Consider the following 23,442-nt stretch of genomic DNA (forward strand, 5'->3'; position numbering starts at 1 on the left):
CACATAACGAGGAGTCATGGACGATATCGCCATACGAGTAGAAGGAATCGGCAAGCAGTACCGTATCGGGAAAAGGGAAAAGTATAAAACGCTGCGGGATTCCATCGCGTCAGCGCTCGGCGCACCGTTTCAGAAGACATGGCAATTGTTCCAGGGATGGAAGACGGACGATGACAAGTCGGATCAGACGTTCTGGGCATTGGACGACATTTCGTTTGAGGTGAAGCAGGGTGAAGTCATCGGAGTGATCGGCGGCAATGGGGCCGGCAAGAGCACACTCTTGAAAATACTCTCGCGCATCGCTGAACCGACGGTGGGATTCGCCGAAATTCGAGGACGTGTAGGATCACTCCTCGAAGTAGGCACGGGGTTTCATCCGGAGCTGACGGGAAGGGAGAATACCTATCTGAACGGGGCGATTCTTGGCATGAAGCGGTCGGATATCGACAGAAAGTTTGACGAAATCGTCGCCTTTTCCGAGGTGGAAAAGTTTATCGATACCCCTGTGAAGCACTACTCCAGTGGGATGTATCTGCGACTGGCCTTTTCCGTCGCGGCGCATCTTGAACCGGAAATTCTCTTGGTCGATGAGGTACTGGCGGTCGGGGATGCGGGATTCCAAAAAAAATGTCTCGGCAAGATGGAAAGTGTCGCCAAGGAGGGACGGACGGTCTTGTTTGTCAGTCACAATCTGGGAGCCATCACGCAACTGTGTGGAAGGGCCGTGCAATTGGAGAAGGGCAGATTAAAGCGTGTTGGCCCTGCGGTCGAAGTGGTGAACACCTATTTAGTGGCATTGTTTGGAACGGAAACCAAGTCGAGTTGGTCAATCGAATCTTCCCAACTCAAGGACTCTGAGGTTCGATTTACATCGGCTCGGCTGTTGTCGAGCGATGGGCAACCTCGATCCGTCATGAACTTTGACGATTCGCTTGTAGTTGAAGTTGCATACGACGTGAACGTTCCGATCAAAGGTCTCTCGGTAACGATTCATCTGTTCGACTCGATGAATAATATCGTGTTTGAATCGATCGATACCGATATGCCGGAATGGAGAGGGCGTGTCAGAGAGCCGGGTTGCTATCGTGCCACTACCACGATTCCCCCATGTTTGCTGAGACCTGGCCGCTACTACGTATCCTTTGTGGCATATGTCCAAGGTGCAAGTAGTTTCAAACTGTTTCAGCAGCTTGAGGGGGCATTAGCGTTCGATGTATCGGAGGTGGGGTATACGTTTCTTCCGGGCCGGCTTGGTATCGTTTCGCCCGTACTTGATTGGAAGGTGTGTCGACTCACTGACAATGGTCAAATGACGTAGCGATGGCGCTGCCTGTCAAACTGCTTTACATTTCCGCGACAGTTCCAAACGCATTGGTAAATCTCAGACCAAGGCCTTCATCCGCTTGAGTTAGTCGTCGAGACTGTCACACCGCAGCATACGCAGTACCATGTCCAGCTTCTTCCGTGATGACCAATTCAAGGGTAGAGCAAGGTCGATTTTCCTGAACGCATCCATTACTAACGGGCAGTATGCCCCAATGCTGTGTCCAAAGAAATCGTGGGGCTGGTGAATGCGCATCTGCGCCCGCATTCACCTGTTAGACTCGGAACTTGAAACCACCCTCTACAAATAGAGGGTCCGATGGGCTAGTGACCCGCGCACCCGCCCCCAGCAGAGGGCTGTCTTGCGGAGTAGCTGCTCCTTCACCTTCGCGTTTCCCTTCAGCACGAGGGGGAGGTTAGTGACCATCTCCCTATATTTATGGAGCACTGCCTTGATGGACGGGCGAGGCATTCCGTGGCCGGCGAACTGTGTGTAGAGATAGGCATGGGCCTCGCCATACTGTACGTGTTGTTTCCACATGGCTTGCTGCGTTTCCCGGTACCGGTAATGAATCAGCGCGGCTGGTACCGGATGGAGTGGATAGCCCTGCAGTTGCAGCCGCCAGGAGAGCTCAACATCTTCCCCAATGGGAGCCTCCTCGTTGAACCCCCCGACGCGCTCGAAGGCTTCGCGTGAAAGCCCCAGAACGGCACCGCAAGCAAATGGCAGAAAATGCAGATTCCGTTTCGTTGCATAGTTTTGTGGCTTGGGAGGACAGACTTTGCCCTCGTTAAGGAGCGCGACGTCTATGGTACCGGCGACAAAATCATGCTGCTCCAGAGCGTCAGCCATTGCCGCCAGCCACCCCGGCGCGACCACATCATCGGCATCACAAAATAGAAAGACATCTCCTTTCGCGGCTCGTGCCCCGACATTACGGGCATACGCCGCAGTCTGCTTGTCCGTAGCCTGTACGAAACGGAGTTGTGGCATCTGTTGCTGATACTGGCGGATCACGGTCGCGGAGTCGTCCGCCGACTGATTATCGACCGCCACAATCTCCCAGCTGCCGTCAAATTCCTGCTCCTTCAGCGCCTTGAGTTGGTGGCCCAAGGTAGCCGCAGCGTTGTACACCGGAATAATGACGCTGACCAGCTGACGCCGTCGTGGACATGCAGGTGTCACTTCTTCCTCATCTCTCTCTTCCCTATCCATATGACCTCCAACCTCGTGCTTGCTTTGATCAATTGTCGGTCAGACTAGCGCCTCAAGCACTTTGCGATGTCCTGTGCGTCGTACTCGAGGAGGCGGCGTATCAACCAGCCTCCAAGAAACCCGGTGGCACCCGTCACCAAGACTGTTTTTCCGGACCAGAAGGAGAAGATGTTATGCATGGTGTGAACCTTATCAGAATCGAGCAGAGTTCTATAAGGCCATTGTTCCGATGACCCGTTCACAGAAGTTGAAGGGTGATGTAAAGGAGCAAGAATGCACACCGTGCAATATCACTCTCGTCATACTATGCGATATCGAACGCAACATCTGTGCTTAAAAGGCACTGGTTGAATACATCAAAGAAGTCAGTCTGTTCGGATACTGGAACAAGTGTGAATCTTTTTCCAAGTGAAGGTGTGCTGACAGTAATGTGGGTAACGGTTCTAGTGAAAAGAGAGGCGTATGCTAAGAGTATCAATCAGTTATGTGCGCTGCGCCGATGGGAGGAGGGTATAGGAGTGGAGGTGTATGGTTTAGGATACAGCCGTACAGGCTCTTTTCTATGGTTGGTGGTGAGAGGTGGCTCCGCTTGTTTGGACAGTCTCTGCCAGTTCATAAGTGGCGCCTGGCGGTTTGGGCCTATGCAGTGGAAGGCTGTGCAGGCCGGTTTTCCCAGTACACGCGATCGGGCGTGCGTCTGTCAGCCGAGCGCGGCGACCTAAGTTGATTATAGAAATGAAGAACCCCGCCCTTCCAGGCGGGGTCTCCTCACAATTCAAGCTGCGCTTGACCCGTCTCCTGCTCGCCTTGGTGCTGGACATAGTGCCGAATCGTGGCCTCGTTGATGCCTACTGTGGAGGCGAAAAATCCTCGTGCCCAAACTCCGCCATCATCCCAATACACTTTGCGTACCATGTGCGGGAATTTCTCTTTCAGCTGCCGACTGGTCACACTTTTCAAGGTTTCCACCACCCTTGAAACCGCGTATTTCGGTGGAATCACCATGTGCAAATGGACATGGTCCCGATCCACCCCAATTTCCTCCAGAAACCAATCGGGGTGAAATTCCCGCACGCTCCGGAGGACCTTCTTCAGGTATTCAGCTACTCCGGGCACGAGGATTTTTCGCCGGTACCGCGTCACCCACACCAAATGGTACTGAGTCTTGTACACCACATGAGCCTGTCGATGGAGTTTCATCGACGGCCATCATAGCACCAGGCGAGCAACAGACGGCGCCCTGCTCACACCCCCACCCTCCCAGGTGGGGAACTCCCGCGCAATTAGAGGTAGCGTTCGAGCCCCTGCTGCGCGTGACGAACCGTCTCGTACGCGTGAAGATAGACATCCTCATCCTTGAGGCTCCGCCAGAGACGCTCCATAAACACATGATCCCGCCAACAACTGCGACCATCCATACTGATCTGGATGCCCTGGTCTTTCAGCACGCTCGTGAACTCCAGGCTGGTAAATTGGCACCCCGGATCGGTGTTGAAAATTTCCGGGTGACCATACTGCGTGATCGCCTCCCGTACCGCCTCAAGACAGAAGCCCGTGGTCAGCGTATTGGAGAGCCACCAGGCCAACACCCGGCGACTGGCCCAGTCCAGTATGGCAACCAGATATACGAAGCCCCGGCGCATCGGAATGTACGTGATATCGGCAGCCCAGACCTGATTGGGGCGCGTGATTGCCACGTCGCGCCGGATATAGGGATCGATCCGGTGATCAGGATGCCGTTGCGTGGTGCAGGGCTTGCGATACAGAGCCGTCATCCCAATGTGCCACATGAGGCTGGCCACATGCCGCCACCCGATGGGCTGGCCCGCTTGCCGCAAGAGATCACGGAGCATTCGGGCGCCCGCAAACGGATACGGCAGATGGAGTTCGTTAATCCAACCCAGCAGGGCTAGCGCCGTGTCGGAAACTGGTTCGGTTGGTAGTAGGCCGTTGACCGAGACGGTCCGAGGAGCTGACACTGCCGGACGACGGGCAAGGTATGCGTGGGATCAATCATCGCTTTGCGCTCAGCAAGCCGGCCTTGATAAACGCGCCTTCTAAAAATCATTCTCCAGGGCCATTGCCTGATCTTTGCGTGCGGCGTCTTGAGATCCGGCGTCTCTGACACCGTCTTCGTCCCACCAAACACATCCGCAGCTCGCGCCAGCAGTTGCTGCGTCCATTTGGTAATTTGAGTAGGGTGGATGCTGAATTGCTCGGCCAATTCGGCGAGCGTCTTGTCGCCTTTGACAGTAGCCAAGGCCACCTGCGCCCTGAAGGTCGTTCCATGATTCCGTCTCGTTCGGTTCATTGCCTTGCTCCTTTAGTGCACCACCTGGTGGCTTGCATAAAGCCAGGCTACCACTTATCACACTGTCTGAATTTCTGGAGCCCCCTCTCAGGCTGGTCTGATAGCGATACTGGGCAAACGCGCCGGGCTTGCGCTGCAAGGATTCGATTAGATGCCGATAGTCAATAGCGGCTTACCCGCGACCCCGCAGTCGGTCGATGGTCGTCATCGCTTCGTCGGCCTACCGCACCTTGAGTCGTTTGGAATAGACTCGTACCTCCACTGTCTCGCCTAATGTGCCAGGAGGAGACGGAGTACACCTTAGGGCCGACCCGGATCATCGAGAAACGATTGACCACCACCCGAAGCGCACGGAAATCCTCGAGGCGGGTGCGCGGTACCCCCAGCCGATCAAGGTTTTCTTGGAGCTTCGCCGCGATTCCGAGTGGCGAGGAGCGCTCGAAGAAACCGCGCATAATTGGCTGGCTCTCGAAGTCGCGGCTTCCTCGGAGCAGCAGAGCCTGCGAGGACAAAGTGATAGAAGAAATGCTCGACGGGTTGTCCCTGTAGCTTTGCTGCCCCGCGAACCCATGTGGGTGAATGACCGATTCGTTCCCTGGTATAATATCCATTCCTAATCTGTTTTTGGCCTTTGATCAGGAGTGTCATGACGGGGCTTCTCCAGGTTGAGTGAGAAGCTGTGCGTTACATAAGGCCTTTTTTGTTTGTTTTATCCCTACCGAGGTGGGATGGCAATCAGGTTGAGGTAATCTGAAAATTGAGGTAATCAGAAACGGGAGAGGGTAATATGATTATGACCGAAAGTGTGAAGGAGATGGACATGACACCTGCATGTCCACGGCGGCGTCAGCTGGTCAGCGTCATTATTCCGGTGTACAACGCTGCGGCTACCTTGGGCCACCAACTCAAGGCGCTGAAGGAGCAGGAATTTGACGGCAGCTGGGAGATTGTGGCGGTCGATAATCAGTCGGCGGACGACTCCGCGACCGTGATCCGCCAGTATCAGCAACAGATGCCACAACTCCGTTTCGTACAGGCTACGGACAAGCAGACTGCGGCGTATGCCCGTAATGTCGGGGCACGAGCCGCGAAAGGAGATGTCTTTCTATTTTGTGATGCCGATGATGTGGTCGCGCCGGGGTGGCTGGCGGCAATGGCTGACGCTCTGGAGCAGCATGATTTTGTCGCCGGTACCATAGACGTCGCGCTCCTTAACGAGGGCAAAGTCTGTCCTCCCAAGCCACAAAACTATGCAACGAAACGGAATCTGCATTTTCTGCCATTTGCTTGCGGTGCCGTTCTGGGGCTTTCACGCGAAGCCTTCGAGCGCGTCGGGGGGTTCAACGAGGAGGCTCCCATTGGGGAAGATGTTGAGCTCTCCTGGCGGCTGCAACTGCAGGGCTATCCACTCCATCCGGTACCAGCCGCGCTCATTCATGTGCGCAGCCGGGAGACGCGACAAGCCATGTGGAAACAACATGTGCGTTATGGCGAGGCGCATGTCTATCTCTACACACAGTTCGCCTCTTCGGGAATGCCCCGTTCTTCTGTCAAGAAGGCTGTGCATGACTATTGGGGATTAATCAGTAGGATACCGCATTTGCTGCGGGGAGATGAAAGGCAGAGGGCGCAGTTTGTGCGCAAGGCGGCCCTTTGCTGGGGGCGGTTGTGCGGGTCACTACGTTATCGTACGCTGTACGTATAAGTATACAAGCCCATTGTATATTTGATGGCGTGAATTACAGGTCAAGATAGGACTTGGGAAGTTGTTCGGATGCATGCGGGATCGAGCAGATTGGCTATGAGAATCAGTGGAATCAGTACGAAGTTTTTTTGCCTTGCCTCCATGGCAAGTCTATGTCGCTGAAGCATATATGGGGAGATGACATGTCTTTGTGTCATTGATTGAGCGACAGAGCCGCTTCTGGATATTCAAGTGCGTGTTTCGTCAAAGCGCTGGCTCCGTGTGGTTAGAACTCCCTCGGATATATTGCATCGGATTGATTCACGAGTCCGGGATTCCGTACGATAGCGGCAGCTCCTCTATTTATGTCGGGGAACCCGATGGCTGGCACTTTTTTAAAAGGAGGCGAAGGATTCTCCGGCAGGGCAGCGTAATGTGTATAATTTAGTTTGAGTTACTACGGTGAAGGAACGGTTATGAAGCTGAGCGTGGTGATACCTTGTCTGAATGCAGCGGATACCATCGCGATCCAACTTGAGGCGCTTGCCAATCAACAGTGGTCTGAGCCTTGGGAGGTGATTGTTTCAGACAATGGATCGATGGACGGCTCGATGGACATCGTAAAACAATATGAGAGCCGTCTTCCTAATCTCCGTATCGTTGACGCATCCACGAAGCGTGGACAAGCGTATGCGAGGAATATAGGTGCAAAGAACACGCGGGGGGAATCCATCGCCTTTTGCGATGCGGATGATGAAGTCGGACCAGGTTGGCTTGCTGCGATGGGAAAGGCGTTGTCCCAATGGGATTTTGTTGCCTGCCGTATCGATGTGCATAAGCTCAGCCCCCCATGGGTGGCTAAGACGCGGAACCACTCTCAAGCAGTAGGACTTCAGGCACCACGCGGTGAACTGGCCTATCTTCCGCATGCTGGGGGGGGGACCATTGGAGTCAAACGTCGCATCCATGAGGAAGTCGGGGGCTTTGATGAATCGTGTAGGTTACTTGAAGATACGGATTATTGTTGGAGAGTGCAGCTGAAAGGGACAACGCTTCATTTTGTACCTGATGCCGTGATACATGTTCGCTTGAGGGATACCTTGAAAGGAAGTTTTCGCCAGTCTTATGGCTGGGGGCAATATCGTGTTCTTCTGTACAAGAAATATCTTCCGTTAGGTATGCCAAGGCGTACCTGGAAACAAGGGATCGACGCCTGGAAGTATCTCATTGTCGGTTTCATCAGGAGTGCTCCGAAAATTCGGAGCAAGAGAGATCTTGTCCCTTGGGCTCGGATGCTTGGCAGGCGGATGGGGCAGCTGAAGGGGAGCCTTAAATATAGAATTTTTGCAATTTAATAGGTACGTCAATGATTCAAAGGATAATTAATCGGATCTGTAAGTCACTGGATATCTCGCTATTTTATGAATCCGACGCTGGTATTAAATGTATTAATGGTGCCTGGCGCTATAGCATGCTTCCGTACGTGTCCCGTGGAGAGGTTCAGCTTCTTCCTGCAGAAAGCTTGTACATGTGTGCGGATAGGTTGAAGGACTCCTATACTTTATTGAATACGAAGATCATGAGCTCACCGCATTTTGAGCTGATGCAAATTCTCCGGGATGGAGGAGATCTAAGCCGTTCAACTTATATACAAAGACTGGCGAAAGGCACGTTAGATCCACGGACTCCGGTTCGCGTCGGTGATCAGTACTTTCAAGTCCTTCGAAATAAGTATGCGCAAATGAGTAAATTGATCGAGAGTGGAAAGTATGAACCGGTGCAACTGATCGTTGTCTCTGGGCAGTACTTCATCGCAGATGGGAGACACACAGCCGCTCTCTGTGCGCTGAAAAACATTGCTCCGAGATGTGTCGATGTTTCCCCTCTGATTTATGACAGTTTTAATTGGTGTTGCTATCATAAGATGTTAAAGAACAAAGATCGCTATAAGAAACATATCAGTTTTTTTGAATCAATCATGCCCACTCTCGATAGGAATGCTTCAGTCAATTAAAAAGGCGTACAAGGTTTTTTTGTCCGTTCCTTCATCCAGGTTTGGAACGGTCACGAGTGTGTCCACGGCGCGACCGGTGGTGGCCCTCACGTTCGATGATGGCCCTGATCCGCTTTGCACGCCACGTCTCCTCGATATCTTGCAAAAACATAACGCCAAAGCGACGTTTTTCATGGTGGGGCAAGCCGCAGCGCGCTATCCAGACATCGTTGAAAAGGTAGCTGTCGGTGGACATGCGATCGGTAATCACTCTTGGGATCATCCTTCTTTCCCACTCCTCACGAGCCGGGAACGGCTGGCTCAGATCCGGGCATGTGAAGAGGTGCTTGCTCCGTATGGGCAGCCAATTCTACGCCCCCCCTACGCGGACCAGAACCTATGGTCACGTCTCGATGCTTTACGGCTTGGATATCAGGTCATCATGTACAGTGTGGCAGCCGTAGATTGGCTCGACCATGATGAAGAGTGGATGAAGGGTAGGATCATGAGCCGGATACGGAATGGCAGCATCGTGCTCTTGCACGATTCCCTTTTTCGGTACGGAGAGGATCGATATGCCGACAGAGCACCGATGTTGCGCGCGGTCGACTTGCTACTCGGAGAGCTGAGCGGGCGTTTCAGCTTTGTCACTGTCCCGGAACTGCTTCGGGAGGGTCGCCCTTTGCGAAAAAAGTGGTTCAAAAAATGCACTCCTGACTTTCTCAATGGGCTCAAGGGGCCATATGGTGCGGGGTGGAGATACCCCATCTGATGGGCGGGGAATGGGTGGAAATAGAGACACGGGATCGGGATCACTACACGGAGCGGCAATGAGCAAGCTTGAGAGAGTCGAGGAGCGGGTGCTGCGTCCGTTGGAAAAAGCGTTATATCGCAATCAGTTCATTCTCGGTCCAATTTTTATTGATGAATATTCATCCTGGAAACGAGCAAAGATCCGGAATTCGATATGCTTGTCGACACATCCGGATTTAAATGTGTATCAGGCAATTCAAGACGATAAATCGATAACATTGATAGGGTATATAGTTGACCCGGACCGTTCAGATGCCTCTGACAGAGATATAGTAAACGACTTAATCAACAAAATCGCAAATTTTGATGCGCTTCTCGATCACAGTGGTAAATTCGGCGGCCGGTGGATATTGATCATAGACGATGGCGAACAGATTAGGCTGTTTCATGACGCAGTCGGGCTCCGCCAAGTTTTCTATACAGATACTGATTGTACTGCTGACCTATGGTGCGCGTCGCAGCCAAGATTGATTGCGGATCGATTGAGTTTGAGAATGGATCCGATTGCCGTTGACTTCATTAGCTCATTCGGACAGAGAGACTCGGAGTATTGGTGGCCCGGAGATAGTTGTCCGTATAAAGAAATAAGGCATTTGCTGCCTAATCACTATTTGGAATTCAAGGTTGGTTCAAGCCGTCGGTATTGGCCCAATGGCCCCCTCAAAAACCTATCGCTCAAAGAAGCAACGGAAAAAACTGCAACAATCATGCGGGGATTATTGGAAAGTGTGGCGAATCGGTATGACTTAGCGGTTTCACTCACGGCCGGTTGGGATAGTAGGTTGGTATTGGCGGCTGCTAAAGGAATTCGTGATAGGGTTTCCTATGTGACAGTAAAGCAAGGAAGAATGACGAACAATCACCCGGACATCACGATTCCTTCACTTCTGATGTCTAAGTTCGGGTTGAGGCACGATATTGTGGAATCCCCTGCCGTGATGGATGACCAATTTATGATGGTTTTTAACCGTCATGTTTCCTTCGCGCATGAAGTATGGGGACCTGATGCGCAGGCCATTCTGGAATATAGTTCTCATCGTAAAGTCGCGGTAACGGGAAGCGCGGCTGAAGCTGCAAGATGCTTTTATGGGCCGATGCCTAAACGACGAATGACTCCTCAATCACTGTCGGCTCGTGTAGGGATGGGCAATGATTCATTTGCAGTACGATCATTTGAGAAATGGTTAAAAGGAATCCCTGATACGTTTAATTACAATCTGCTCGATCTATTCTATTGGGAGCAAAGAGGCGGCAATTGGCTCGCGATGTGTCAATCGGAATTTGATATTGCATGGAGGGAGATCTTTACGCCTTTCAATTGTAGAAACTTATTGATGAACATGCTGGGCGTAGAGGAAAACTATAGGAAGCCGCCGAAATATGAGCTATATACGGAAGTCATGTTACAGCTATGGCCGGAAATCCTAAGTGCTCCAATCAATCCTCACAAACAGAAAAATATGAGTGCAATGCTAAAGTCATCTCTGAGGAACCAATTGCGCCGTTATACCCCAGATTTCATCATCAGGGCTTTAAGAGGACGCTAATCTACGAAGAGTCTCTTCTATCCCTAGAAGCGCTGTCCCCTAGGATGTTTTCCTGGGTTCTCAATCATTGCGGTGCTGGGGCAACCATCACACTGTTCGTCACAGTGAAACACTTGGTCGAATGCCAGGACCGAATGATGAGGTTGAGGGGGGCGGACGTTTCTATTCGTAAGCTTGTCTGGAATAAAGGAAGTTCAAACGGAGAATCGTCTGTCGGAGTAACCAATCTTTGGTCAGAGGATTTTCACGCACCAGTCAGAGTTCACGAAAGGCAGATTATCCATCCTGCAAGCCGCCGGCGCTGGCCAAGCGGTCAACATAGTTGACGGCATTACCGCACAGGCTCCGCTGACTGACTACAAGCGGAAGGGACTGTAGAGCAGGCGCATGTCGATCAAGTGGTCTATCGTCACTGGATAAGGTTAAGGAGCATGGCATAGGACTATGTGCGGGATAGCTGGAGAGTTGAGATTCAGGACCAATCAGTCTGCATGTGCAGACTGGGACGCAATCAGTTCGATGATGTCCCGCCGAGGACCAGATGATCGTGGATTCTGGTCTGGTGATGAGCACTGTACCTTGGTGTTTCGAAGGTTGGCCATCATTGATTTGAGCCCACGAGGACATCAGCCCATGACTGCCGGGAATGGCCGATACACATTGGTGTTTAATGGCGAGGTCTATAATTTTATGGACCTGCGGAAACAGTTGGAGCACCGCGGGGTGACATTCCGCTCACTCAGTGATAGCGAAGTCGTACTGTATGCCTTAATAGAGTGGGGGACAGAGGCGCTAGCCAAGTTTAACGGAATGTTTGCGTTGGGTTTGTATGACAGTGTTGAGAAGCAGTTGCTTCTGGCGCGTGACTATGCGGGAATGAAGCCGCTCTACTACTTGTTATGCAATGACGGCATAGTCTTCGGTTCCCAGTATGATCAGTTACTGGCGCATCCTTGGAGCGCTGATTTTAAAGTTTCCGAGGAGGCCTTAGGACTCTATCTGCGATTGGGTTATATTCCCGCTCCTTGGGCGCTAAAAGAAAACACCCACCTGCTTGAACCGGGTATGTGGCTGGAAGTTTCTGCGGAGGGACATTGCAGGCGAGGTCATTTTTATATGTTCCCGCAGTATGCCGAACCGTCGCTGAAGGGGGAAGAAGCCCTAGAGGCAGTGGACGAGGCCATCTCAGCGGCTGTCAAACGACATTTGATCAGCGATGTTCCGGTGGGGGCATTTTTATCCGGTGGTATCGACTCGCCCTTGGTAGTGGCGAAGATGAGGTCGGCCAGTTCGAAGGTCATCGAGACTTTTACGATAGGAACCGGTGAAAAGCATACAGACGAAACTGCGGATGCACGGGCATATGCGAGAGAGATTGGTGTAGAGCACACGGTCGGTTATATCTCTCGTGATCAGGTGCTCGATTTGACTGCAGATGTCATCGATGCCTGTGGGGAACCATTTGGAGACTATTCGGTTTTTCCGACCTTGATGGTTTCAAGATTGGCCAGACGTGAGCATAAGGTGGTGTTGTCAGGTGATGGTGGGGACGAATTGTTCTGGGGCTACCCCAGTCGATTTGGAAGACTTATTCAACTGACCCAGGATCTCAGGAGTCCACTTTGGGTGAGAAGATTGCAGTGGGGTATGAAACGAGTGCTCTCAAGGGTCGACGATAGGTGTTTGCTGATGGATTCAATAGGCAACGGCCATCGTGTAATGCATGCCCGGTTCCCCGAAGCGCTCCTGAAAACCCTATTTCCCTCGTTACCTGCCTGGCCGTCTGGGTGCCATGCGTATGCTTATGAGGGCTGTGATCCCGATCAAATTGCTCAGATATCACGGTGGCATGAGCTTGTCTATCATCTGACCATGGTGCTGATGAAGGTTGACCGAGCCAGCATGTACAATTCCCTAGAGGTTCGTGTTCCGTTGCTCGATAGGCAAGTCATTGACGTGGCATCAAAGATCGACTGGCATGATTGCCTGCATGTGGGGCAGAAGCTGGGAAAACTACCGTTACGGTATACATTGGCGAGGATGGTGAAATATAAGACATTGGGGAAGCGAGGGTTCGAAGTGCCGATGGCGGCATGGCTCAGGACATCTTTGAAAGAGATGTTTGAGGAACATGTCTTGAAACGGACGGATATCCTGGGGCTTGAAATCAACAGAAGGGACTTGCGCACAGTGTTTGAAAGCCATGTTAATGGGCGATATAACTATGCACGAGGGCTTTGGCCACTGCTAAGCTTAGCATTATGGGAAAAGCGATACTTCACAAGGCCTCAGGTTCGTATCCACTGAGTTTTCAAACTCAGCATCATGAGGGACCTCACAGCCTGAATAACTCTGGAGCATCCCAGCTAAGGGCAATTTGTGTCGTAGGGAGACCGTGCTTTAAGAGATAGTTCTTCATCGAACAGATTAAAATGCTACATCTTGTACCTCCCGTAGTCTCTATAGGCATCCCGACTTATAACAGAGCAAACAGTTATCTGAAATATGCGCTGGGATGCGCCGTGCGTCAAACATTCCAGGACATTGAGATTATTGTTTCCGACAATTGTTCGCCGGACAATACTGAATCGATTGTGAAGGAAGTTGGGGACCCTCGAATAAGATACTACAGACAAAAAGAAAATATCGGTCCAGTGCACAACCGGAATTTTTGCCTGGAGCAAGCTCGCGGGAAGTACTTCGTTCTGCTCTTGGATGATGACTTGATTGACGAGGACTTTGTCGCCACTTGTATGGATGCAGTGAAACATAACGACCCCGGAGTCATTCTCACCGGAGTGCGTGAAATTGATTCTGGCGGGAATGTCTTGTCCGCTTCTCATAACACGGTTGGTGGATGCACGACGGTTGATTTCATCTTAGGATGGTTTAATCGCAAACTGCCTTTGTATCTGTGCAGTACCGTATTTAACACCGAGAGATTGAAACAGCTTGGGGGGATACGTTCCAAGGCGAATAAATACGATGACGTCGTGGCATACGTTCAACTTGCTGCGAAATACGGCAGAGTCGACATTTTCGACGTAAAAGCCAGTTTCCGAAGGCATAGCAGTAATATTGGAGATGATGCTCACTACTCTGAGTGGTGTGAAGACAGTCTTTATCTGTTGGATGTGATGTGTGATGTAGTGCCGGAGCATGCGACCGTAATAAGAGAAAGGGGAATGTCATACTTTTGCAATAGAAATTACAATCGGGTTTCGGAAATAAGATCTCTCCCCAAACGGGTGCATGCCTATCTCACAGTTTATCGAATGTTTAACCGCAGTTGTTCTCCGGTACAATTCGTATGCATGAGAAATATTTCCCGCATCAGGAGATTCTTGAAAAGAAAATTATAATCGTGTGGGATGATAGATCTCTGATCTGTAAAACCATTATTTTCAAGTGCGGTTTTCTATGGAGGGGTGCCAAGTATCATCATGAAAATTGCATTTCTCGTTGACCAATTCCCGTCCGTCGCCGAGACATTTGTATTGAATCAGATTGTGGGGTTATTAGACTTGGGACATGATGTCCATATTTTTGCAAACGGATCGGTTGAAAATATAAAACTTCATGACCAGTATCGGAAATCGGATTTATTAACGAAAACCCACTACTATGGGATTCCTGAGAATAAAGTATGGAGGCTCTTAAAGGCTATTTTCCTTATCATCAAGTATTCGCCCAAAAGCTATGGCGTCGTAGCCAGGTCCTTAAATGCCTATAGATACGGGAAGCAGTCCTTGTCTCTTACTCTCCTTTTTATGAGCATTACGCTTTTAGAAAGAGGTCAGTTTGACGTCATCCATGCTCAGTTCGGTACGTTAGGACTGTTTGCGGTCCCCTTAAAGCAAATTCTCTCAAGTGATTGCAGGATTATCACATCCATCCGGGGTTATGATGTGACCGTCTTTCTCAAAGAGCATCCGGGCGCTTATGATGGCTTATTCCGGGAAGGAGATTTATTTTTACCGGTATGTGAGTTTCTTAAGGAGCGGTTAATCCACGAGGGATGTGAGAAGAAAAAGATTGAGACTCATTATTCCGGCATTGATTGTTCGAAATTTGAATATCGTCAAAGGCAGCGGGTTCCAGGTGAGCCCATACAGGTGCTGACCATCGCGAGATTAATTGAAAAGAAAGGAGTGGCTATTGCGATTGACGCTGTGTCACGCCTTCTATCCACAGGGGAGAAGATTGAATACACGGTCGTCGGTGATGGAATACTTCGTCAGAGTTTGCAGCAACTGATACAAGACAGGGGTATTGAGGGACAGGTCAGATTGGTGGGATCGAAAACCCACGAAGAAGTTAAAATGTTTCTCGAGAAATCACATGTGTTGATCGCGCCGAGTTTGACTTCTGAAAGTGGTGATCAGGAAGGAATTCCGAATGTTATAAAAGAGGCAATGGCTTCGGGCTTACCGGTGATCAGTACGGTTCACAGTGGGATACCGGAGCTGGTGAGCGATGGTGTGTCAGGGTTGTTGGTGCCGGAAAGGGATGCGGCGTCTCTCGCAGATGCGCTTCTCTATCTGATACGCCATCCGGAAGTCTGTAAGGAGATGGGGCAGGCGGGAAGGAGGCAGGTGGAACAAAAGTTTGATACAAACTCCTTGAATGAGAAACTGGAAGAATTATACCTGGGACTTATGCAAGAAGCGTGAGCCCTAGTCACGAAATCTTCCTGTCGCCCGTGGCATAATTTTGTGAGCTCCCGCAGGCGCTTTCTATTTGTGTCGATCGATAATGTGAGATGGTACCTACGTTCCGAGCCTTGTTATTACCCACAAGGAAATATCTACAGATGATCGCTGATCACATGTTGGTGCGGGCTAATCCAGAGGGAAATACAGCGCAACTCGCCGGTAGGCCAAAACTGCTCTTCATCGCATGCTACTTTCCGCCGGTGCAGGCGATTGGTGCTGTTCGTGGTGGGAACATAGAAAGGTATTTGGGTAGTTTAGGGTGGGAGGTGACGGTAGTAACACCCGATCCTTCTCTATGGCGAAATGTCGATGACATCGAAAAGCTCTTGACCGAGTTAGATCGTGGTAGTCTCAAGCGGATTTTGACTGGTCATCGATGGCGGTTCCTGGTGCCTAATCATCTGAAATGCTGGGATCAGAACGTGGGATGGGTTGCAGGAGGAATCTGCCGATCGATTGCACGACACCTAGGTATTGATAGGCATATAGGTTGGGTCAAGGAAGCGGAACGAGCCTGTTCCCACCTGTGTCCAAAGGACGTGGATATAATTCTTGCATCCGGTTCACCGTTCGTGTCGTTTCGGCTGGCAAAAACCCTATCGGACCGACTGAGGCGACCTTATGTCCTAGACTATCGTGACCCCTGGACTCAGAGCCGTTTCGTTGGTCGTCCACCGCGACTCAAAAGCGTTCGGGAAGAGGCCGGTCTTCTTAAAGATTGTGCAGCGGTTACTATTGTATCGCCTTCGTGGGCCGAGGACTTGGATCAACGTTACGGGGTTGGGGAAAAGGTTCATGTGGTGACAAACGGCTATGATTCTGACGAGGTGGCAACTGTTAGACCATACGACTTTGGGCATTGTGCCTTTGTGTTTACAGGAAACTTCTATCCACCGAAGATCTCACTCGCACCTTTCCTGGCTGCGCTTAAACTTTTGAAAGAATCTCAAAATGAAATGGGCAATGAATGGTACTTCCATTACTATGGGGCCCAGGAAGACTACGTTCGTCAACAGGCAGCCCATTATGGTCTGACTGATCGAATCGTGCTGCACGGAAGAGTGCCAAGACGCGAGGCTTTAGCGGCAGTCAAGGGTGCAAACCTTGCTCTGGGCATCAGCTCAATTTATGAGCAAAGCCAACTAATTGATAAAGGGACCATACCGGGGAAAATATTTGAAGCCATCGGACTCGGAACACCGGTTCTTCTCATTACCCCTCTCGGAAGCGACGCAACAGCTCTGCTGACTCCCACTGGATTAGTGAAAAGCTTTACGGGCTCCGACACTCAGGGTATGGTATCGTTTCTCCAGGAGGTCGTTGGTGGGCGGGCTTCACAGCCGAAGAATATCGAGAGCTGTTCCTGGACGACCCTCTCCAAGAATCTCGATGTTATCCTACGGGGGTGCTTGACGTTTACCACGGGTCATCACCACTTTCTGAGAGACGGAGCTGGGAGTGAGCCAAAATAGGCAAGTCATACACTGACAGTAGTGTTCGATAGAAAACGGGAATCCAGTACGAAACACCAAATTACAACGTGGCGTTTCATCGATATCAAGATGTCTCCGATTTGGAAGTGTGGTGAATTTCATGACCATATGTATCAACAGATTACGGTCAGCTAAATGACCTTTTCTGGTTTTACCGGACATTACTGATACACTGATAGCGATCGTTCAATACGTAAGCAAAAAAGAATTTAAATAGCTCTATGCTTGATAAGCCTATTAGATCTGAGCAGAGACCTTCAGCCAGCGCCGCACCTACCCCACTGCGTCCCATCTTGCCTCAAGTCGGCACCACCCTGGTCGAGCGATTCTTGCTGCTGGTCGCCGTTACCATTTTACCGCTGGAAAATCATATTCCCACAGTGGCCGGCATGAGCGTCAGCTTTCTCATCTTTGCCGCGCTTGCCATATATGTCATTCTGAATCGTCCTCGCACCTTAGGTGTGATATGGTACCATCCTATTTTTATCGTAGCGTATGCCTTCATCGGGGTTAGCGCCCTTCTGGAATTTTCGAGTCCGCTATCCAGCTATGAAACGATTATACGATTTTCCCAAATGATCGTAGGTGCTACGTGTGTGGCGGTACTAAGTAGAGATCGGTCAGCATTAACTGCCGGCCTGTATGGACATATTGCGGCAGCCTTGTGGGTATCCGTTTTCCTCTTTTTTAATTCGTACGGAACGCTGAAAGGAATGGGGGCAGGAAGTAATTTCCATGAGGCTACCATGATTCGGGGTGAAGTGGATGCGGGCTTCCAGAACAATTTAAATAGGGTGGCCTTTGTATGCATTCAGGGAGCAATTGTCGCATTTGCCCTGGTTTTATCGGGCCGGTTCAACCATTCCCGTATCCCATTGTTGGGAATAAGCATTTTTTGCGCCGTCGCCACGTTACTAACGATGTCGAGGGGTGCTCTTGTGATCGGCCTCGTGGCCTGTATAGCAATTCTCTATGCTTACGGAGCCAGAAGATATGGGAAAGTATTGATTCTTGTTTCCATCTTAGGTTTAAGCATCTATCCGTTGGTTCCTGACGTTGTTTGGACCCGGATGAAGTTTACGACTGAGAAGGACGAGTACGGAAAAATTGAGGGACGTGCATTTATATATACCACGGCAATCAACCATCTGCCGGAATTTTTTGTGTCCGGTGTTGGTTCGGGAAATTACTTTAAAAAGTGGGGATTTCAGAATGGGTTTGTCAGAAGGGGCTCTGTGCTTGGTGCACACAACGCATTTCTGCAAATCACAATTATGTGGGGTGTTTTCGGTCTCTTGATGTTTCTGTGGATCATATGGTGCGTCTATCGTTCCATCCCATTGCGATGTGGGCGTGATGAGCTTTCACTTGCGCTGCTGGGTATTCTTGTTTCGGTCGCTCTATATTTGTTTGTGTCGCACGTTGTATATGACAAAGTGTATGCTTTTGCCGTGGGCATGTTGGTTGGTGCTAGGCAAGGAGTCTGGCCGGGAGGTATCGTGTCGACAGGTGAGGTGAACACACACCGACCGGGTGCCGATCCTGACATTAACTGAGACTTTGATTGTAGGTAGTTCGGATGGTTGACTTGATCAGGACGGAACTATTCGCGAAAGCGAACGGTATTGGTATGAAACAGCCCTATAGAATTACTGAGAAAATCGCTTCATTCTAAGAAATGAACTGCCGTCTTCTTTATCTTGTCGGACAATTAGGTCTAGGAGGATTAGAGCATCAACTCTTCTGCCTGATACAAGCCATGGACCGGAGGCGGTATCAACCGGTTATCGCCGTATGGGGGAATTCTCCCAACGATCATTTCGCTCCGAAAATTCGTGCGCTTGATGTACCCGTGATTGTCCTAGGAACTGAGCCAAGACGGTTGGCCAGATTACAAACTCTAAGCAGTTTGGTGTCTGATCTGCGACCAGAGGTGATTCATTCGTATTCCTTCTATACCAATATTCTTGCCTGGTGGGTGGCGCGAGATACGGCCGCTATACCGATTGGGGCGGTGCAAAGCAGCTTCATTTCAGAACGTCGACATAAGACGTTGCTTAGCAAGTTGTCCGCACGATGGCCTCACGCTCAGATTTTCAATAGTTCAACAGCTGCGCAGAATGCCGATCGCATCGCTACATCTTTTCGTCCTGCTCGCAGCTACGTCGTCAAGAACGGTGTTGATCTGGATAAGTTCTCACCACAACTGCACCCTGAGCGAGGGTATATCTTGGCCGTGGGAAGCTTAATGCCGGTAAAGCGTTGGGATCGACTTCTTAGAGTCATCGCTTGTCTCAAAGGGAAGGGGGTAGAGTTTGAGGTGCTCCATGCAGGCTCAGGCCCATTGCGAGAAGAGCTAGAGGTCATGGCAAGAGGAATGCATGTGGAGCACGTGATTCGGTTCTTGGGCAATCGAGATGATATTCCGAGCTTACTTGCCGGCGCTGCGTTTCTCGTGCATACGTCCGATGTGGAAGGTCTGCCGAATGTCGTCCTGGAGGCAATGGCCTGTGGTCGTGCTGTCGTTGGCACCGACGTTGGTGATGTCCCCTTTTTGATCGATGACGGGAAGACGGGGTTCGTTGTATCAAGACAGGATGAGACTGCGCTAGCCAATCGCATGGCTACCTTACTAGCAGACCGTGAGCTATCCTTCCGGATGGGAGAAGCCGGCCGACTCAAAGCCGAACAAGAATTTAGCCTTGAACGCTTGGTTTCTGAGACATTTGCGGTCTATCGAACCGAGGGGTGGAAGGACAGGTAGTATATACTAAATCGGTGGGTGGACAGATCGCCACGATGGCGGCGTGGAGGCCGACCGGATGGCAGGAACTACATCACCGAGGTCCGGACGGCTACGGAGGTAAGTCCTTCCCTCTGCTATTGTTGTCCATACCAGTCTGTCCATCATCGATCTGTCGGAATCTTGTGCTCACGCGATAGCGAATGAAGCCGGAACAATCTGGAGTGCCTTCCAATGGAGAGATTTATAACCATCGGGAGTCGAGGTGCGATCTGGAACGAAAAGGCCATCATTTTCGGGGTCATTCAGATTCGGAGGTCACACCTTGCTACGGGCGGGACAGTCTAAAACTCTACCAAGCTGAGAAACATTGCGATCTCTTGAAGGCAATGAGGTGCATCCCACGAACCGTGGCACGATTCTGAGCAACAGAGAAATGATGGAGGTTGAGAAAGGGTGCGTATATTTTAAGACGATGCTCCGGATAACGACTTTGATATACTGTGTGACTATTTACAGCAGCTGTTTAGCGAGACAAGGTGCAGGGTACGTATCCCTAAATGCGGGTTGACCACTTCATCCAATCCTGCATGAGAGTTTGTGATGGCAACGATTCGTGAATCTTTAATTGGAGGTACTCTACGATCGCTGCTTAGCTATCACTATCATCGTCAGCACATGATGGATGCGAAGGGAGTACTGAAGCGTATAGAGCGTGCAAAAGGCCCCTTGTCTCGTCGGCTTGTCAAACAGTGTAATGACTATGCGATAGATGTTTTTGGACATCGTCACTTCGCAGCCTGGTTGTATGTGTATTCTGCTGTTGCAGGGAAATTTATGGAAGGGTGGATACCAGACAATTACTATGGGTCCGTCGTGCGCCCTCGACTGAAAGGTGTTTACGGAAAAATCTCGGGCCTGAAATCATTGCATCCTGCGATCTTTTCAAGTGAAAGTTTCCCCGATATTCTTTCATATGTAAATGGCGTGTTCTTTGATACCGATTATCGGGTGATTAATCCTGATTCTGTTAAAGGTGAGATTTTTTCAGGTCGAGAGAGAGTCGTTTTTAAGCTTGATAACTCCTCGCGAGGGAAGGGGATTTGGTTTCTTGATAGGGAGTCCTTTGACTTAAGTAAAGTCTGCGGTCTGGGCAATGGAGTATTTCAGAGTCTTATTAATCAGCATGAGCTTTTTCGTGAGTTTGCGGGGGCGTCCGTCGCGACACTGAGAATGACCACAGTGATTACGGATACCGGAACGACTTCGCTCCGGGCTTGTTACCTGAGATTGGGGAACGGTACTGACACTCACGTGCAATCTAGTAGTCATATACGAATACCGATAGACATCAAAACCGGAGCCTTCAATCACGTCGGATTCACTACAGATTGGCTGGAGATCGAGAGTCATCCCGCTAGTAAGGTGAAGTTTGAGGGCAAACTCATCCCCGTGTATGATGATTGCCGTAAACTGGTGACGAGTCTTCATCAGCGAGTGCCCTATGCACGATGTATAGGATGGGACCTTGCTGTTGACGATCAGGAGCGTGTCAGGATTATGGAGTGGAACGCGCAACATAATGATATTAAATTCAGCGAGGCTACCCAAGGCCCATGTTTTTCTGACTTACAGTGGGAACGACTCATAAGATCATCTGAGGAGACTCCGTGGATTGAAGTGGTTTGGTGAGTGGTTGCCTTGTTCTGGCCTTCCCCTGTTATGCCTAGAAGAAGTACGCACATCAGAGGCATGCCGGGTAGGTCGATCCTCATCGGCGCTCCATAACTGGCGTGCGGATCCGGAACCATGGCATGCCGCTTTCGCCACACCACATACCGCAAGGAGTGTTGGACTTTGCGCATAATGCAGCGCTGTACCTTGATCGTCTGACCGCGCCGTGTGTTATCGGCGTCCCTCTCGATGGGTTGGCATGGACACTGAACTGCTCGGCCAATTCCGCCGGTGTCTTGTCGCCTTTGGCCGCCGCCAAGGCGACCTGCGTTTTAAATGTGCCTCCGTGATTCCGTCTCGTCCTCTTCATTGCTTCGCTCCTTTGGTTCGCTACCTCGCGGTGGATTGGTGAAGCCAGGCTCCCACTTGCCATACTGTCCGAATTTCCGGAGCCCCCTCTCTCTGATCCAGGCTATTCCAGGAATGCTCTAGCCTGACTCCCTCGAAATTGTCCTTGACAGAGAGGTTCAGTCTAGGTATCGGTAGAGATGGATCTATCAATGCTAGGGCCATACTTACATGGAGATACCTATTGCGCGAAATTCCGATCCTAAGGAAGGTCTGATTTATTCTGTTCGCGCGATGTGCTACGGATAGCGCAGCACTGAACGGGAGGCGCATCCGATGCCGCAACAGACCTTTGCCGAAATCCCCTTTGAACAGTATCGCAAATCCACCCGCCGAGAACGGTTTCTGGACGAGATGAACCGCGTGGTGCCGTGGGCGGACCTGGTAGCGGTGATCACGCCTGTCTATCCCAAAAGTGAGGGCCCTGGGCGTCCGCCGGTTGGGATCGAACGCATGCTGCGCCTCCATTGTCTGCAACAGTGGTTCAACCTCTCTGATCCCGCCGTCGAAGAGGCGCTGTACGACTCCCGCGCCATGCGGCAGTTCGTCGGGATTGATCTGGGCCGCGAGCCCGTGCCCGACGAGACGACGATCTGTAAGTTTCGGCATCTACTGGAGGCGCACGAGTTGGGGAAACAACTCTTTGCTCGGATCGGGGAGTATCTGACGAAGCAGGGGCTGCAAGTGAGCCGCGGGACCATTGTGGACGCCACGATTATCAGTGCACCCAGTTCGACGAAAAATCGGACCAAGGAGCGGGACCCCGAGATGCATCAGACGAAGAAAGGGAACCAGTGGTATTTTGGTATGAAGGCGCATATCGGTGTGGATAGCCAGACCAAGCTGATTCATTCGGTGGCGGCCACAGCAGCCAATGTCCATGACAGCCAGGTATTACCCAAGCTGCTGCATGGGCAAGAGACGCGGGTGTGGGGCGATGCGGCCTACAGCGGGCAACGTGCCGTGATCCAGCAGCATGCCCCCAGGGCCAAGAGTTTCATTCAGACCAAAGCGCATCGCCATCGGCCCCTGAGTGAGGAGGAGCGAGCTCGCAACCGCACCAAGTCAAAAGTCCGAGCGAAGGTCGAGCATGCATTCTTGGTGATCAAGCGGATCTTCGGCTGGGCCAAGGTCCGGTACCGCGGCCTGGCGAAGAACACCCACTGGCTCCAGATCAGTTGCGGATTGGCCAATCTGTACGTGGCGCGACGGCGGCTCTTGGCTGAGGCCTCATAGATGGGGGGGGGCGGAGGGGGCCTGACGACGACGAGCGACGGGAAAGTTGCTCTCGGATCACTGAATGTCAAGCCGATGACACCGGGTGATCCACTCAGAAACAGAATGCTTCGTGCAAACGTGAATTAATCAGACCTTCCCTAATTGAATGCCGATTACCTATTCAGGGTTTGGTCAGACTCTCGCTGTTTTTGAGGACTTACTAAGCCAGGCGTTAGTAAAGCCTCATGGGGCAGCATACACGCAGGAGGGTGCGTGAAAGAACCGGCGAACGAGATGGGGGCGA

The 23,442-nt window shown here is 51.1% G+C and carries 19 protein-coding genes and 2 pseudogenes; 16 read left to right on the top strand and 5 right to left on the bottom strand.

Annotated features, from left to right (window positions below; all coding sequences use genetic code 11):
* The first annotated feature begins 16 nt into the window (after positions 1–16).
* The gene (locus ACMTNU_RS09305) at positions 17–1,318 is read left to right on the top strand and encodes an ABC transporter ATP-binding protein (RefSeq protein WP_413934964.1); all 1,302 of its coding nucleotides are present in this window, start codon (positions 17–19) and stop codon (positions 1,316–1,318) included.
* A gap of 306 nt (positions 1,319–1,624) precedes the next feature.
* On the opposite strand, the gene ACMTNU_RS09310 is transcribed toward ACMTNU_RS09305, so the two are convergent.
* From ACMTNU_RS09310 to ACMTNU_RS09320, 3 genes and pseudogenes are all read right to left on the bottom strand, one after another.
* Positions 1,625–2,539 carry a glycosyltransferase gene (locus ACMTNU_RS09310; protein ID WP_413934965.1) on the bottom strand — a complete coding sequence of 305 codons (915 nt, stop codon included), beginning with the start codon at positions 2,537–2,539 and terminating at the stop codon, positions 1,625–1,627.
* Between the two features lie 768 nt (positions 2,540–3,307).
* Positions 3,308–3,739 carry an IS200/IS605 family transposase gene (gene tnpA / locus ACMTNU_RS09315; protein ID WP_413934966.1) on the bottom strand — a complete coding sequence of 144 codons (432 nt, stop codon included), beginning with the start codon at positions 3,737–3,739 and terminating at the stop codon, positions 3,308–3,310.
* An 86-nt stretch (positions 3,740–3,825) separates the two neighbouring features.
* Positions 3,826–4,850, bottom strand: a pseudogene (locus ACMTNU_RS09320) (IS3 family transposase); the annotation flags it as partial.
* A 151-nt stretch (positions 4,851–5,001) separates the two neighbouring features.
* On the opposite strand from ACMTNU_RS09320, the gene ACMTNU_RS09325 reads away from it, so the two are divergent.
* Positions 5,002–5,124, top strand: a complete 123-nt coding sequence (locus tag ACMTNU_RS09325) for a hypothetical protein (protein ID WP_413934967.1) — start codon at positions 5,002–5,004, stop codon at positions 5,122–5,124.
* Positions 5,125–5,240: 116 nt separating this feature from the next.
* Here the strand turns inward: ACMTNU_RS09325 and ACMTNU_RS09330 are convergent, their stop codons facing one another.
* Positions 5,241–5,498, bottom strand: coding sequence for a hypothetical protein (locus ACMTNU_RS09330; RefSeq protein WP_413934968.1), 258 nt, complete (start codon positions 5,496–5,498; stop codon positions 5,241–5,243).
* 172 nt (positions 5,499–5,670) lie between these two features.
* Here ACMTNU_RS09330 and ACMTNU_RS09335 point away from each other — a divergent pair, with 172 nt between their 5' ends.
* From ACMTNU_RS09335 to ACMTNU_RS09395, 13 genes are all read left to right on the top strand, one after another.
* A complete protein-coding gene (locus ACMTNU_RS09335) occupies positions 5,671–6,555 on the top strand; it encodes a glycosyltransferase (protein WP_413934969.1) in 885 nt (294 codons plus the stop codon).
* A gap of 455 nt (positions 6,556–7,010) precedes the next feature.
* Positions 7,011–7,889, top strand: coding sequence for a glycosyltransferase (locus tag ACMTNU_RS09340; protein ID WP_413934970.1), 879 nt, complete (start codon positions 7,011–7,013; stop codon positions 7,887–7,889).
* A 224-nt stretch (positions 7,890–8,113) separates the two neighbouring features.
* A complete protein-coding gene (locus ACMTNU_RS09345) occupies positions 8,114–8,548 on the top strand; it encodes a hypothetical protein (RefSeq protein WP_413934971.1) in 435 nt (144 codons plus the stop codon).
* Between the two features lie 58 nt (positions 8,549–8,606).
* On the top strand, positions 8,607–9,299 hold the full coding sequence (locus tag ACMTNU_RS09350) for a polysaccharide deacetylase family protein (RefSeq protein ID WP_413934972.1): 693 nt from the start codon (positions 8,607–8,609) through the stop codon (positions 9,297–9,299).
* 58 nt (positions 9,300–9,357) lie between these two features.
* Complete coding sequence (locus tag ACMTNU_RS09355) at positions 9,358–10,887, top strand: hypothetical protein (RefSeq protein ID WP_413934973.1); 1,530 nt, start codon at positions 9,358–9,360, stop codon at positions 10,885–10,887.
* A 444-nt stretch (positions 10,888–11,331) separates the two neighbouring features.
* Positions 11,332–13,194: an asparagine synthase (glutamine-hydrolyzing) gene (asnB, locus tag ACMTNU_RS09360; protein WP_413934974.1), complete on the top strand. Its 1,863-nt coding sequence runs from the start codon at positions 11,332–11,334 to the stop codon at positions 13,192–13,194.
* Positions 13,195–13,319: 125 nt separating this feature from the next.
* A complete protein-coding gene (locus tag ACMTNU_RS09365) occupies positions 13,320–14,249 on the top strand; it encodes a glycosyltransferase family 2 protein (protein WP_413934975.1) in 930 nt (309 codons plus the stop codon).
* 81 nt (positions 14,250–14,330) lie between these two features.
* Positions 14,331–15,560, top strand: coding sequence for a glycosyltransferase (locus ACMTNU_RS09370; protein ID WP_413934976.1), 1,230 nt, complete (start codon positions 14,331–14,333; stop codon positions 15,558–15,560).
* Between the two features lie 140 nt (positions 15,561–15,700).
* The gene (locus ACMTNU_RS09375) at positions 15,701–17,074 is read left to right on the top strand and encodes a glycosyltransferase (RefSeq protein ID WP_413934977.1); all 1,374 of its coding nucleotides are present in this window, start codon (positions 15,701–15,703) and stop codon (positions 17,072–17,074) included.
* A gap of 314 nt (positions 17,075–17,388) precedes the next feature.
* Complete coding sequence (locus ACMTNU_RS09380) at positions 17,389–18,651, top strand: O-antigen ligase family protein (protein ID WP_413934978.1); 1,263 nt, start codon at positions 17,389–17,391, stop codon at positions 18,649–18,651.
* Between the two features lie 122 nt (positions 18,652–18,773).
* Complete coding sequence (locus tag ACMTNU_RS09385; protein WP_413934979.1) at positions 18,774–19,859, top strand: glycosyltransferase; 1,086 nt, start codon at positions 18,774–18,776, stop codon at positions 19,857–19,859.
* 182 nt (positions 19,860–20,041) lie between these two features.
* Complete coding sequence (locus ACMTNU_RS09390) at positions 20,042–20,263, top strand: hypothetical protein (protein WP_413934980.1); 222 nt, start codon at positions 20,042–20,044, stop codon at positions 20,261–20,263.
* Between the two features lie 178 nt (positions 20,264–20,441).
* Entirely contained in the window at positions 20,442–21,530 is a 1,089-nt protein-coding gene (locus tag ACMTNU_RS09395) for a sugar-transfer associated ATP-grasp domain-containing protein (protein WP_413934981.1), read from the top strand.
* A 235-nt stretch (positions 21,531–21,765) separates the two neighbouring features.
* On the opposite strand, the pseudogene ACMTNU_RS09400 reads toward ACMTNU_RS09395, so the two are convergent.
* Positions 21,766–21,882 (bottom strand): annotated as a pseudogene (locus ACMTNU_RS09400) (IS3 family transposase); the annotation flags it as partial.
* A gap of 314 nt (positions 21,883–22,196) precedes the next feature.
* Between ACMTNU_RS09400 and ACMTNU_RS09405 the strand changes: the two are divergent.
* Positions 22,197–23,156 (top strand): IS5 family transposase, encoded by a 960-nt coding sequence (locus ACMTNU_RS09405; RefSeq protein ID WP_413934982.1) that lies wholly within the window; start codon positions 22,197–22,199, stop codon positions 23,154–23,156.
* Positions 23,157–23,442 lie beyond the last annotated feature (286 nt).

It is taken from the genome of Nitrospira sp. BLG_1, assembly GCF_047338595.1.
GTDB lineage: Bacteria > Nitrospirota > Nitrospiria > Nitrospirales > Nitrospiraceae > Nitrospira_D.

Excerpts from the sequence above, each read along its gene's own strand:
- ACMTNU_RS09305 (WP_413934964.1), top strand. The coding sequence starts at position 17 with ATGGACGATATCGCCATACGAGTAGAAGGAATCGGCAAGCAGTACCGT.
- ACMTNU_RS09310 (WP_413934965.1), bottom strand. The coding sequence starts at position 2,539 with ATGGATAGGGAAGAGAGAGATGAGGAAGAAGTGACACCTGCATGTCCA.
- tnpA (WP_413934966.1), bottom strand. The coding sequence starts at position 3,739 with ATGAAACTCCATCGACAGGCTCATGTGGTGTACAAGACTCAGTACCAT.
- ACMTNU_RS09325 (WP_413934967.1), top strand. The coding sequence starts at position 5,002 with ATGCCGATAGTCAATAGCGGCTTACCCGCGACCCCGCAGTCGGTCGAT.
- ACMTNU_RS09330 (WP_413934968.1), bottom strand. The coding sequence starts at position 5,498 with ATGACACTCCTGATCAAAGGCCAAAAACAGATTAGGAATGGATATTAT.
- ACMTNU_RS09335 (WP_413934969.1), top strand. The coding sequence starts at position 5,671 with ATGACACCTGCATGTCCACGGCGGCGTCAGCTGGTCAGCGTCATTATT.
- ACMTNU_RS09340 (WP_413934970.1), top strand. The coding sequence starts at position 7,011 with ATGAAGCTGAGCGTGGTGATACCTTGTCTGAATGCAGCGGATACCATC.
- ACMTNU_RS09345 (WP_413934971.1), top strand. The coding sequence starts at position 8,114 with ATGAGCTCACCGCATTTTGAGCTGATGCAAATTCTCCGGGATGGAGGA.
- ACMTNU_RS09355 (WP_413934973.1), top strand. The coding sequence starts at position 9,358 with ATGAGCAAGCTTGAGAGAGTCGAGGAGCGGGTGCTGCGTCCGTTGGAA.
- asnB (WP_413934974.1), top strand. The coding sequence starts at position 11,332 with ATGTGCGGGATAGCTGGAGAGTTGAGATTCAGGACCAATCAGTCTGCA.
- ACMTNU_RS09365 (WP_413934975.1), top strand. The coding sequence starts at position 13,320 with ATGCTACATCTTGTACCTCCCGTAGTCTCTATAGGCATCCCGACTTAT.
- ACMTNU_RS09370 (WP_413934976.1), top strand. The coding sequence starts at position 14,331 with ATGAAAATTGCATTTCTCGTTGACCAATTCCCGTCCGTCGCCGAGACA.
- ACMTNU_RS09375 (WP_413934977.1), top strand. The coding sequence starts at position 15,701 with ATGATCGCTGATCACATGTTGGTGCGGGCTAATCCAGAGGGAAATACA.
- ACMTNU_RS09385 (WP_413934979.1), top strand. The coding sequence starts at position 18,774 with ATGAACTGCCGTCTTCTTTATCTTGTCGGACAATTAGGTCTAGGAGGA.
- ACMTNU_RS09390 (WP_413934980.1), top strand. The coding sequence starts at position 20,042 with ATGAAGCCGGAACAATCTGGAGTGCCTTCCAATGGAGAGATTTATAAC.
- ACMTNU_RS09395 (WP_413934981.1), top strand. The coding sequence starts at position 20,442 with ATGGCAACGATTCGTGAATCTTTAATTGGAGGTACTCTACGATCGCTG.
- ACMTNU_RS09405 (WP_413934982.1), top strand. The coding sequence starts at position 22,197 with ATGCCGCAACAGACCTTTGCCGAAATCCCCTTTGAACAGTATCGCAAA.